Origin of the sequence: Pseudomonas sp. SED1 (genome assembly GCF_034044025.1) — a bacterium.
Classification (GTDB): Bacteria; Pseudomonadota; Gammaproteobacteria; order Pseudomonadales; family Pseudomonadaceae; genus Aquipseudomonas.
In genome coordinates, this window is the sequence record NZ_JAXCIS010000095.1 from 21,636 (window position 1) to 32,475 (window position 10,840).

The window sequence follows — 10,840 nt, forward strand, 5'->3', positions numbered from 1 at the left end:
TGTGGAGCCGTTAAGCTACACAGGGTTTTTACCTTGTGTCAGGGCGATCAGGGCTTGTCTACATCATGATACTCACCGCCATACCCATCCCCCACGCGCCAGGTGATGTCGTGGTTCTCATTGGTCCATTCCGACGGTTTCAGTGAGTATTTGTAGTCCTCTGAATTGCGGTTGTTCCCGTCGCCGATAAAGTCCGGATGGTCCCGCCGATGATCGCCGCCACGGATGCTCGAGCGTGCATCCCACTCTTCCTTGCGGAAATCAAAAATACTCTGGTCCTGCGGCGCATCCCGCTGGCCCCAGTCGGACAGGTACGTCTGCAACCACACATACGCCTCATCCCCGTTGGGCTTGAGCAGCCCGTCCTGCTTGAAGTCCTGGATCTGGTTCCAGTTCTGCATCGAGATCTTGTGCAGTTTGTGGGACTGCACGGTGCTCAGGATCGCCCCGACAAACGACAGCGCGCCGGAAATCAAAAAGCCCACCGGCCCCAGGAACGGAATGATCCGCCCGGTTACCCCCAGGGTGGTGAGCACGCCGCCGCCAGCCGCCACCAGGCTGCTGACGCCACCGGCCATGGACAGTGAACCCGAGGCGATTTTCACCGGGTCTTTCTCGCGCACTCCATCACGCAAGGTAAACGCCGCTTGGACCACACTGATCACGCCGCCCGCCACGTCGGTGGCCATGCCGATCACCTTGATCGCGCTGCTGGCGAACTTCGCGCCAAACCCGGCACCTGCCACGCCGCCGCGGCTGGCGATGCCTTTTTCGATACCTTCCTGGACCTTCTTCGCGCCTTCGTCGCTCCAGCCGCCACTGTTGAGGGCCTTGCCCACGTCCTTGCCGTCGTCCATGGCCTGGTCGACGATGTCGAAGTACTTCTTTTGCACCGCCTCGGCGTCCTTGGGCAGCGCGTGGTATCCCTCGCCGGGCTTGGCCCACAGGTCGGGCAAGGAACGGTCGAAGCCCATCAGTTTGTAGGCGTTGGTGCCGCGCAACTTGTCGTAGACCTTCAAGCCCAGCGTGGCGAAGTGTGAGCCGGTACCGAGGAAGCCAAGGAAGTCGTTGGCGATGCCCAGGCGCTTCATCGGCGTATCCGCCAGCTTGCCGCCCTGGCCCGCGAGTTGGTAGACGATCCGGCCCATGCCGATCGCCCCGCCCACCGAGCCGAGTACGCCGTTGTCCTTGAGGAAGTTGAGGTTCTTCACGAAGGAGCTGCGGTTCTCTTCGCTGAGGCCCGGCATGATTTCCTTGCTCACCGCCTTGTCGATGTCGCTGAAGCTGATCACGCCGTTTTTCTGCCAGGTATCGCCGAGGGAAATCATCGCCTTGCCGAAGTCGGCGGCGGCGTTTTTGTCCTTGAGCAATTGGTCGACGAATTTCGAATACACCCCCAGCGCCTGGCGCGGCAGGCCGTCGGCGCCACCCTTGAGCATCGACAGGATCGCCATGGTGTTGTCGGTGGTGGCCAGGGCGGTATTGTCGTCGGAAATCTTGGTGGGATCGTCCATCAGCTTTTCAACGGCATCGGTGTAGCCGTCGATTTGCAGGTTTTGCAGGAAGTTGTCGGCCTTGGCCGGGTCGATGTCGGCGAGGGCGGTGTAGGCGGTCTGGATTTCCTGGGTGGCCAGTTCGGTCTTGCCGCCGTCCTGCAAGGACTTGATGTACTTGGTGAAATTCTCCGATGAGGTGCTGTCGATCAGTTTCTGCCGGGTCTCGTCGACCTTGGCCTGGCCACCATCAACCTTGCCCAGGGCCGCGTCGTGGTTGGCCTTGATGTCGTGCTGGATGGTCGAGTCGCCGAGCAGGTCGTTGATGGTCTGGTCGATGGCCTTGGTGTCGAAGATGTTGTCGCGCACGTCCCGCGAGGTCACGTCAATGGGTGTGGTGGCAATGCCCTGGTTGCCGAAACCGTGCTCGGGAATGATCGACATGCCGTTGTCGGCCATGCTCCGGGCTTCCACCGCTCGCAGGAACTTGGCGCGCGGATCGTCCTTGCCGATGCTGCCGTCCTTGACCCCGGCGCGGTAGCTGTCCACCAGGGTTTTCATCGACAGGTCCTGTACCGACAGCGGGTTGCCGCTTTCATCTTTTTCGGTGGTGGTCAGGTTGTCGACGGACACGTCCTTGAGGGGCGGCAGGCCGTTGTCGGTGCGCAGCTTGTCGACGTCGGTGGTCTGGGCGGCGATGTCGCTGCGGTAGCTGGAAATCTGCTCGAACAGCTGTGGGTTGCTGTCTTCCGACACCACGATTTTCTCTTCGCTGCCCCCCGGCTTGTGCTGGGTGAAGGCGATCAGGCCGGGGCCATAATCACCGGCACCGCCAACGCTCATGATGTCTTCGGTGGAGGGCAGGTACGCGTCCGGGCCGGCGAGGGTATAACCGTCGCCCTTGGCCTTTTCGATGCCGGCCAGGGTTTGGCCCTTGGTGGTGTAGGCGGCGAAGGCTTCGGGGGTGATGTCCTTGGACACCACCAGCAATTTGCCGTCGGCCTGGTTGACCACGAGGATGCCGTCCATGGGCGCGTCGACCTTGCTGATGTCCCCCAGCTTCAGGCTGGCTTCGTCCTTGCGCAGCAGCGCCTGGCCGGGCAGGGACTGGGCGTTCTTGATGTAGTCGAAGGCTTGCGAACCTTCACTGGCGTGCACGGCGTGGAGGAAGTTGTAGAACGTCCCGCCGGCATTGGGGTTGGGATTACTGAGATCGGCGCCGGGTTGCGGCAGGTCGGCTTCGGACTTGCTGATCATGTACTTGTGGCCCTGGTGTTCAAACAGGATCACCCCGGCGCTGCTGTCTTCGGACACCACTTTCAACTGACTGAAATCGAGGTCTCCCGGCAGGCTGGTGACTGCTTCATAACCCTTGGTCTTGCCGTCATTCAGAGCCTGCTTGGTCACCCCAGCCTGGGTGTAGGTGCTGAACGCTTGAGGCGTAAGCAATTCGGAGATGACCAGGGTCTTGCCGTTTTCCAGGCTCACCTTGAGGATGCCGTCTTCGGCCTTGCCCACGGATTTGATATTGGCCAGGCGTACCCCATCGCCGTCCTCGCGCAGCAGTTGCTGGTCTGGGTTCTTCAGGCTTTCGACGATGGCCTTGCCGGCCGGGGTGCCCTGGGTTTCGGCCAGGGTCTGGAGGAAGGTGTACAACGGCGTGCCTTCGTCGGGACCGCCCTGGTTGACCGGGGCCACGGCATGGCCGAAGCGCAGGTTTTTCAGCACGTCGAACCCGTCCTGGGCGTTGGCCGCGCCCTCGGCGCTGATCTTGTATTTGGCGCCGTCCTGTTCGAAGTAGATCACCCCGGCGTCTTTGTCCTGGGAGATGACCTTGAGCTTGTCGATATCGAGTTTGCCCGGCAGGGCGGTGACTTCCTTGTAGTCCTCGGGCTTAAGGGTTTTGTCGCCCGGTCCGCTGCTGGCCAGGACTTTGGCTTTGTTCAGGACGGCGTCGAAAACGCGCTCGGGAGCGTTGGGTTGATCGACGCGGGGAGAGGCGGATTTTTCGGGACGGGTGATCATCGGTTCAGTCCATGTGAGGGGGCGCACGAGGACTCGATCTTAGGGGCTGAAAGCGGGTAAAAGCGGGTTTGTTGGCAACAAGTCACAAGCTTTCACGGGTGTGAAATTCACGTCCCGGGGCAGCGCGTCTCCATCACGTTGGACAACGCATCGCCTGCCGGGCGCAACTGCGCCTGCAGGCATTCGGTGCGGGGCGAGCGCCCCTGGGTACTCACATGATCCATGAAGGCGCTGATGCGTGTCGGGTCATAGCGGGTGCGCCGGGGGCTGACAAACCAGCCGCGACGGTTTTCCCGATACACCAGGCCTTCGGCTTCCAGCTGCTGCAAGGCTTGGCGCAAGGTGCCCACGAGTACCTTACTCAAAGCGGAACGAAGCCCCATAGGCTGAGGCTGGCAGGCGATCACTGCCCTCGGCGCCGAGGCGGGAACGCAGGGTGCCGGTCTGTGGTGTGGTGCGATACAGGCCGCGTTTTTGCAGAGCCGGGATCACCAGCTCGACAAAGTCATTCAGCGAGCCAGGGCTGATCAACGGGTTGAGCATGTAGCCGCTGGTACCGGAGATTCTGGCGTGTTCCTCAATTTTTTCCGCCACCTGCTCCGGGGTGCCCACCAGGATCAAATCGCTGCCCCGCGTCACGTTGGCGAAGCGCTGTCTGACCTCGCCGGCCGTCAACGGTTTGCCGCTGCCATCGGGTTTCATCACATAGGAGGTCATGCCTTCGGTGTGGGTGGACAGCGCTTCATTGTCGGCGTAGCGGCTGATATCGATGCCGGTGTCGCCCGCGTAGCTCACCAACTGCGCTTGCAGGTGGTAGTTGCTTTGCAGGGTGTCGTATTTCTGTTGGGCCTCGATGGCGGTGGGGGCGGTGACGATGCGCAGCACGGTCAGGGACTTGACGTCTTGTTGCCTGCGTCCGCGGGCTTCGGCCTGGCGCCAGATATCTTCGAGCCCCTGGCGTATTTCCTGCGGGTTGGATTTGGCGATGAACACCAGCTCCGCATGCTTGGCCGCGAACTGCCGGCCACGGCCCGACCAACCCGCCTGGATCAGCAGCGGCGTGCGTTGCGGCGAGGGTGACGTGAGGTGCGGCCCGGCCACCCGGTAATGTTCGCCGGCATGCTGGATCGGCCGTACGCGCGAGCCATCGGCATAGGAGCGGGCGAGTTTGTCGGCGAGCACGGCGTCATCCGCCCAACTGCCTTCCCAGAGCTTGTACACCACGTCGAGAAACTCTTCGGCGCGCTCGTAGCGGTCGTCGTGCTTGATCATCTGCTCCAGGCCGAAGTTGCGTGCGGCGCTGGAGAGGTAGGAGGTGACGATATTCCAGCCGATACGCCCATCGGACAGATGGTCCAGGGTGCTGAAGCGCCGAGCATGGGTGAACGGGTGTTCGTAGGAGGTGCTGACTGTGACGCCAAACGCGAGTTTCTCGGTCAGCGCCACCAGTGCCGGGATGATGGTCAGCGGGTCATTGGCGGGGGCTTCCACCGCCCATTTCAACGCCGCCGCTTCGGAGCTGCCGAACACATCGTAGAAACCCAGTACATCACCGAAGAACATCAAGTCGAGGTTGGCTTCATCGGCCGTGCGGGCCAGGTTCGACCAGTACTTGAGGGTGTTGATACCCAGCCGCTCATCCGCCGGGTGGGTCCACAGGCTGGGCGCGCCGCCGCAGCCGACACTGGCTTGTTCGTACAGGCCGAATAACAACGGGGTTGGATCAGACATGATGCTTCCTGCAAATAAAAAGAGGTTATCGGCCGTGAAGGTAGGCCTTGCCGTAGTGCCGCTCCAGGCGGGCCTGAATCAGTTCCAGGCCAATGGACAGCAGCCAGTAGATGACGGCGGCGGTGGTGAGCATTTCGATGTAGCGGTACGACGAGCGCCCGTAGGACTGCGCGAGGAACATCACTTCCCAGACGCCCATGACCGACACCAGCGAGGAGTCCTTGAGCATCGAAATAAACTGGCTGGTGGTCGGCGGAATGATGGTGCGCATCGCCTGGGGCAGCACGATCTGCCAGAACGTCACCGTGGGGCCCATGCCCAGCGCGGCTGCGGCGTTACGCTGGCCCTGGGAAACACCGATGATTCCCGCGCGAAAGATCTCGCTCAGGTAGGCCCCATAGTTCAACGACAGGGCAATGATCCCGGCGCTGATGGCGCCCGGCACCACGCCCAGTTGCGGTAGGCCAAGGTAGATAAGCAGAATCTGGATCAGCAGCGGCGTGCCGCGAAAGAATGAAGCGTAGAAACTGGCGATTCCGAACGCCACCGCGCTGTTCGACAAGCGCGCCAGGGCCGTCGCAAAGCCCAGCGCCAGGGACAGCCAGATCGAGCAGAAACACAGGAACAGCGTCAGCGCCGCACCCTGCAGGAAACCGTTGGGCGACAGGTGCAGGCCCACCAGGTTCTGCCACTTGGCCGCGACGATCGCAAACTTCAGATCGAAGCTCATGAACAAACCGGCGAACAGGCACAGCATCACGCCCCAGGTCAGCCACAGGCGTACCTGGAAGGACAGCCACTGGCGTTTGACGGGCGGCGGTTTCACCACAGTGGGCGGGGTGGGGAAAACACTCATTGGGTGATGTCTGCGCCGATCCATTTCTGGGAAATCTTCGTCAGCGTGCCGTCGCTTTTCAGGTCGGCCAGCACTTGGGTCAGCCTGGCGTTCCACTGTGGGTCGCCTTTTTCGGTGGCGACCACGTTGGGCTCGCTGTACAGCTGTTTGCCGACGACCTTGAAGCGTGGGTCGTGCTTGATCCGTTCATTGGCGGTCACCAGGTTGGTGAGCATTGCATCCAGGCGTTTGCCGGTGCCCAGTGCGAGGTCCTGGAAGGCCACGATTTCATTGTCGTAAGGCACGGCTTGAATCTGGCTGAACGGGTAGTCGATGGGCGTGTTGGCGCCTTCAATCACCAGGTCTTTGTTCAGGTAGGCTTCGTAGGTCGAGGCACTGCCCACGCCGACTTTTTTCCCGGAAAGGTCACTGGCCGAGTGGATGGAAGACTCATCAGCGTTGACCACGATGACCGCCGGCGAGGCGTAATACTCGACAGGGAAGTTGAACACTTGCCCCCGGGCGGCACTGGGGGTCATGGAGCAGATGCACACGTCATAACGGCCTTGCCAGCGACCGGCGGCGATCACTTCCCAGGACGGTGTTTCCAGTTTCAAGGTGACGCCGAGCTTATCCGCGACGGCCTTGGCGACATCTACGTCGAAGCCGTCGAGCTGGTTTTGTTCATTGAGAAAAGAGAAGGGCGGATAGTTCTCCATCAGCACGCCGACCAACTGCTTCGATTGTGTGATGCGATCCAGTGTGGCCTCGGCGAACACCGTCGGGCTTGCCACTAACAGGGCCAGGCTCAGGGTCACGACAGTACGTAAGTTCATAAATACACTCATGGCGTTTTTTATATTTAAACGCGATAAGTGCTCTGTGTTTAATGATTTTATGTGCTGTAAACCGCTGTTTTAGTTATATGTTTTCCCAACTGTTGGCCTGGCAACAGTTGGGTTGTAAACATTGTTTTCAAGCGATTGCGAGTTGTTGATCCTGTTGGGCAAATCACTCTGCCAGGACACCCCCGCTTGCCACTCCAGACTGCAGTCTTTTGATGGGGCGATTTATGAGGGAGCAATCTGGTATATACCACTATCGTTTATTGCTATGGATATAACCGCTCGAATTGGGCGTTTTTAGCCGCGCCAGACGGGAACGAGATCCTCGTCAATCACCCAGTGAGGTTGGCCGGGCTGGATACAGACGCCACCGATCCAGCGTTCCTGGCTGGCATGGTCCGGCCAGTAAGCCTTGCCGTTCAGAACCTGACGACCCAGCGCAGTCAACGCCAACAAACGTTGAGGCCACGGCAGTTGAGTCTCGGACTCGATCAACAGCGGATTACCGCCATCAATCAGTGGCCGCATCAGCGCATGGAACATCATGTCCCCCAGGTAAGGCAGCGGTTCGCGCTTGCCCATCAACTCGGCAAACACCCTGCCAAACGGCACAGGCCCGGCCTCATCCACGTAGTGCAGGGACAGGCGCTCGGTCAGTGACAAACCGTCCCGCACACCCGGTAACTCCTGCAACTGCCGACGCAACGCCAGGGCCAGGAAGGGCAGGGCTGTATGGTTGTCCCGGGCCAGTTCCGCCAGCTTGACCGGCGAACTGTCGCAGTACGCCAGCCAGGCCTGCCGCGCCAGCTTCAGCATGTCCTCATCGACCCGCCGACGCTGTGGCCATAGCCACGGCAACACTTCAGGCGCCAGTTGGCCAATGCCGATAAAACGTTGCACGCCGGGGATGCGGTCGACCTCGATCAGCTCGAGCTTTTCAGGCAAACGCTCAAGCCCTGCCAGCGCCCGAATCAGGAACAACTGATCGTAAGCATCCGCCTCACACCACAACACGCTATGACCGGTGTTGGCCAGTTGCTCAAGATGCTTGTATTCGTCTGCATGTCGGCGGGACACCTCGGCCTCGTCCATTGCAAATACCTGGCTGATATAGCGGCTGCGAACGGCTTGGTATTGCTCGGCTGGCAGGTCCTGGACCGGGCCCATGCACAGCGGATCAATCAGCATCCGAAAGTGCCCCTTGAACCCCGCCACACCCAGGCTGTGGGCAATGTCATTGCCGCAGCGCCAGTGGGTGGTGCGGGCCTCGTCGCTGGCCTCGAAACCCGGATGGCGGGCGGCAAAATCCACTGCATCTATGTGTGCTTTGAGTTTGGGCCAACTAGGGAAACCGAGTTCCTTGGCGATCAGCCATTGAGCATCGGATAAGGTGGGCGTAACGGCGGCATCGGCGCTTTTCAGGCGGCGCAACAGCTCCTTGGCGCGCTTGCGTTGCTGCTCAAGGTTGATACGGCCGTTAGTGGACGAGAATGCTTGCGACATACGATCTCCTTGCACAAACCTTGTCCGCTTTAAGGTTGGGAGTCGTAGAAATGTGATATTCAGTCAAGGTCTTGGGCGCAGCCCTTTCCGCGGATGGTGGCGTAGATGGCGCCAGGCGGGAAATATAGGCAGTGCAATGATTGATTGCAAGCCGCGCGGTGGATAGCGCGGCTGAGTTGAGCAGGAGCGCGAAATGAAAGTTGGTGTGATTTCCGATACCCACGGCTTGCTCCGTGCCGAGGCCCTGGCGGCCCTGGAAGGCTGCGAGCAGATTGTTCACGCCGGGGATATCGGTAGCCCTGAAATTCTTGAGCTGCTGGCCTCGATCGCACCGTTGCACGTGGTGCGCGGCAACAACGACCTGGATGCCGCCTGGGCAGAGCATCTGGCGGATCGCCTGGATTTCGAGCTGAATGGCTGGCGGGCACTGCTGGTGCATGACATCGCCGATGTGCCGAAGGAGCTGGATCCGGGTATCAGGCTGGTGATCACAGGTCACTCTCACAAGCCATTGATCGAGTGGCGCGGCGAGCGGTTGTTTCTCAATCCCGGCAGTGCAGGGCGGCGCCGCTTCAAGTTGCCGGTGACCCTGGCGCTGCTTGAGGTGCAGGAGAAATCGCTCAAGCCACGCCTGGTGTCGCTTGAGCCCAAGCGCTGAGGCACCTGTGGCGAGGGGGCTTGTTGTGGCGAGGGAGCTTGCTCCCGCTGGGATGCGAAGCGGCCCCAATAAAGTCACTGCGATACACCTGAAAAAACACCGTTAATTTCTTGGGGCTGCTGCGCAGCCCAGCGGGAGCAAGCTCCCTCGCCACGGGGGACGTACCCTGTCTTACCATTGCGTCTAAATCAGGAACAAGGATCATCAAGTCCATGAGCGTATTAGTAGAAACCCGGGCGCTCACGCGTATGGACGAGCGCCGTCAGCTTCAACTGCTGCAGCCTACGGATTTCCAGTTGCACCGTGCCGACCGCATCTCCATTACCGGCTCATCCGGTTCCGGCAAAAGCGTATTCCTTAGGGCACTTGCCTTGCTCGACGCGCCCACCTCAGGGGAAATTTTCTGGCACGGGCAACCCATCGCCAACGCGCAAATCCCGCAGTACCGCAGCCGTATCAGCTACCTCTCCCAACGCCCGGCACTGATCGAAGGCTCGGTGGAGGACAACCTGCGTTTCCCCTACAGCCTAAAGGCCCTGCACCACCTGAGTTTCGATCCGGATGCGGTCAAGGCACTGCTGGCCCACGCGGGAAAAGAACCTGGCTTCCTGGCAAAAAATGCCGGGGACTTATCCGGCGGTGAGTCCCAGGTGGTTTCGCTGATCCGCACCCTGCAACTCAATCCTGATGTACTGCTGCTGGACGAACCCACCGCCGCCCTCGACCCGGCGTCATCCCGAGACGTCGAGGCGTTGATCAACGCCTGGGCCGAAGCGGATAACGACCACGCCTACATCTGGGTGTCCCATGATCTTGAGCAGGCACAACGCATGAGCACCACCCGCCTGCATATGGACGCTGGCGTGCTGACGGGAGCCGTGCAGCCATGAACTATCACGACCTTACGGCACTGGACATGGCCATTGCCGCCTCACTGATTTTGATCAACGGCGCGCTGTCACTGCTATTGCGGCTGGGCCTGGAACGTCAGCTGTTCTGGGCCGCTGTGCGCACGGTGGTGCAACTGCTGGCGATTGGTTACCTGCTGGGCTGGGTGTTCGAGTTCGCTTACTGGTACGTGGTGTTGCCGCTGATGTGCCTGATGACCCTGATCGCCGGGCTCTCGGCCGCCGGGCGCGGCAAGCGGACCTACGCCGGCCAGCGGGCCGACAGCATTGTGTCGGTGTGGGGCAGTTCGTGGCTGGTAACGGCCATCGGTTTGTTCGCGATCATCCGGATTCACCCGTGGTACGAGCCGCAGTATGCGATTCCGATCCTCGGCATGATTCTCGGCAATACGCTCACGGGCGTGTCCCTGGGCATTGAGCGCATGACCCAGGAATTGACCTCGGGGCGCAACACCATCGAGATGATCCTGGCCCTGGGTGGTTCACGCTGGGAAGCGGCGCAGGATGCGATTCGCCAGGCGGTGCGGGCGGGGATGATCCCGACTCTGAACCAGATGACGGTGGTGGGGATTGTCAGCCTGCCGGGCATGATGACCGGCCAGGTGCTGGCGGGAGAAAGCCCGGTGGACGCGGTGCGTTATCAGATCGTGATTATGTTTTTGATCGCTGCGGCGTCGGCGCTGGGCACGGTAGGTGCGGTGTTGCTTACCTACCGTCGGTTGTTTTCTCCGGGGCATCGGTTTTTGCGCTACCGGCTTGAAGAGCGGGTGTGACCTTGATGGTGAGGGGGTAGCATTTTTTAGGCGGGAACTGTGTACATATCCGTTGCTGCGGTAACGGCT

General features: G+C 60.8%; 8 protein-coding genes and 1 pseudogene. 3 read left to right on the forward strand and 6 right to left on the reverse strand.

Annotated features, from left to right (window positions below; genetic code table 11):
• Nucleotides 1-47: 47 nt before the first annotated feature.
• The 6 genes and pseudogenes from SNL23_RS12780 to SNL23_RS12805 all read right to left on the reverse strand — a co-directional run bounded on the left by SNL23_RS12780 (nt 48) and on the right by SNL23_RS12805 (nt 8,432).
• On the reverse strand, nt 48-3,518 hold the full coding sequence (locus SNL23_RS12780) for a hypothetical protein (protein ID WP_318302403.1): 3,471 nt from the start codon (nt 3,516-3,518) through the stop codon (nt 48-50).
• Between the two features lie 131 nt (nt 3,519-3,649).
• Nucleotides 3,650-3,862, reverse strand: a pseudogene (locus tag SNL23_RS12785) (GntR family transcriptional regulator); the annotation flags it as partial.
• 13 nt (nt 3,863-3,875) lie between these two features.
• On the reverse strand, nt 3,876-5,249 hold the full coding sequence (locus tag SNL23_RS12790; RefSeq protein ID WP_076014138.1) for an LLM class flavin-dependent oxidoreductase: 1,374 nt from the start codon (nt 5,247-5,249) through the stop codon (nt 3,876-3,878).
• A 25-nt stretch (nt 5,250-5,274) separates the two neighbouring features.
• The gene (locus SNL23_RS12795) at nt 5,275-6,105 is read right to left on the reverse strand and encodes an amino acid ABC transporter permease (RefSeq protein ID WP_167664479.1); all 831 of its coding nucleotides are present in this window, start codon (nt 6,103-6,105) and stop codon (nt 5,275-5,277) included.
• The gene (locus SNL23_RS12800) at nt 6,102-6,920 is read right to left on the reverse strand and encodes an ABC transporter substrate-binding protein (protein WP_318302404.1); all 819 of its coding nucleotides are present in this window, start codon (nt 6,918-6,920) and stop codon (nt 6,102-6,104) included. Before SNL23_RS12800 ends, SNL23_RS12795 begins: the two co-directional genes overlap by 4 nt.
• Before the next feature lie 306 nt (nt 6,921-7,226).
• Nucleotides 7,227-8,432, reverse strand: coding sequence for a DUF1835 domain-containing protein (locus tag SNL23_RS12805; protein WP_318302405.1), 1,206 nt, complete (start codon nt 8,430-8,432; stop codon nt 7,227-7,229).
• Between the two features lie 193 nt (nt 8,433-8,625).
• Between SNL23_RS12805 and SNL23_RS12810 the strand changes: the two genes are divergently transcribed.
• From SNL23_RS12810 to SNL23_RS12820, 3 genes are all read left to right on the forward strand, one after another.
• Nucleotides 8,626-9,090: a metallophosphoesterase family protein gene (locus tag SNL23_RS12810; RefSeq protein WP_318302406.1), complete on the forward strand. Its 465-nt coding sequence runs from the start codon at nt 8,626-8,628 to the stop codon at nt 9,088-9,090.
• A gap of 212 nt (nt 9,091-9,302) precedes the next feature.
• Nucleotides 9,303-9,980, forward strand: coding sequence for an ABC transporter ATP-binding protein (locus SNL23_RS12815; protein WP_318302407.1), 678 nt, complete (start codon nt 9,303-9,305; stop codon nt 9,978-9,980).
• Nucleotides 9,977-10,771, forward strand: coding sequence for an ABC transporter permease (locus SNL23_RS12820; protein WP_076014132.1), 795 nt, complete (start codon nt 9,977-9,979; stop codon nt 10,769-10,771). Before SNL23_RS12815 ends, SNL23_RS12820 begins: the two co-directional genes overlap by 4 nt.
• Nucleotides 10,772-10,840 lie beyond the last annotated feature (69 nt).

Bases quoted from the DNA above. Each gene is read 5' to 3' on its own strand.
- SNL23_RS12780 (WP_318302403.1), bottom strand. From the start codon at position 3,518: ATGATCACCCGTCCCGAAAAATCCGCCTCTCCCCGCGTCGATCAACCC.
- SNL23_RS12820 (WP_076014132.1), top strand. From the start codon at position 9,977: ATGAACTATCACGACCTTACGGCACTGGACATGGCCATTGCCGCCTCA.
- SNL23_RS12805 (WP_318302405.1), bottom strand. From the start codon at position 8,432: ATGTCGCAAGCATTCTCGTCCACTAACGGCCGTATCAACCTTGAGCAG.
- SNL23_RS12800 (WP_318302404.1), bottom strand. From the start codon at position 6,920: ATGAACTTACGTACTGTCGTGACCCTGAGCCTGGCCCTGTTAGTGGCA.
- SNL23_RS12795 (WP_167664479.1), bottom strand. From the start codon at position 6,105: ATGAGTGTTTTCCCCACCCCGCCCACTGTGGTGAAACCGCCGCCCGTC.
- SNL23_RS12815 (WP_318302407.1), top strand. From the start codon at position 9,303: ATGAGCGTATTAGTAGAAACCCGGGCGCTCACGCGTATGGACGAGCGC.
- SNL23_RS12810 (WP_318302406.1), top strand. From the start codon at position 8,626: ATGAAAGTTGGTGTGATTTCCGATACCCACGGCTTGCTCCGTGCCGAG.
- SNL23_RS12790 (WP_076014138.1), bottom strand. From the start codon at position 5,249: ATGTCTGATCCAACCCCGTTGTTATTCGGCCTGTACGAACAAGCCAGT.